The 671-nt window shown below is 41.3% G+C and carries 1 protein-coding gene; it reads right to left on the reverse strand.

From position 1 onward, the window contains the following. Window positions 1–127: 127 nt before the first annotated feature. Window positions 128–671, reverse strand: a 544-nt coding sequence (locus A3766_RS00600; protein WP_068641452.1) for a polysaccharide deacetylase family protein, incomplete at its 5' end; no start/stop codon positions are given.

The raw sequence follows: 671 nt of genomic DNA on the forward strand, positions 1-671 counted from the left end.
TCTGAGCCTGGAAGAGAAAGAAGTGTTACTTGGTGTTCCATCTTTCTAAATGCATTGACGATTCCCATAATATGGACACCTTCAGCACCATGCCCACGAGTTCTATGATGGTAAACTATGTTCATAATTAACTAATCACCTTAAACTGAATCCCTTGCTTCTCCCATAGAGGAAGCATTATCTCTAGCACCTGCACACACTTCTCAGCGTCGTCGTGAAATAAAAGAATTTCACCATTTACAACCGGTTTCTGCTTAAAGTTTTCAACAATCTGATCAGCACTCAGATTGGAATAATCTAATGAATCGTAGCTCCAATGCACTGGACGAAATTTGTTTTTCACTAACGAAAACAGCAAACCAAAACTCCAGCGCCCTTGCGGCGCCCGAAACAACCTGGAACCCGACTGTTCCAGCTTACTAATCCAAGCATCCGCATCATTTGCCTGTTTTAGCTGTTTACCTAGAGGCAAACGCCCAAAATCAATATGGTCATAAGAGTGGTTACCCACCACATGACCAGCTTCTACCAAGCTCTTCCCAATTTCGAAGTGTTGTTCTAGTTTTTTCCCAATTACAAAAAATGTCGCCTTAGCATTATGCTTTTCTAATAAGCTAAACAACTTATCGGTAACATTAGGCGTTGGACCATCATCAAAAGTCAGGTAAACA

The sequence above is a fragment of the Oleiphilus sp. HI0132 genome (assembly GCF_001635845.1).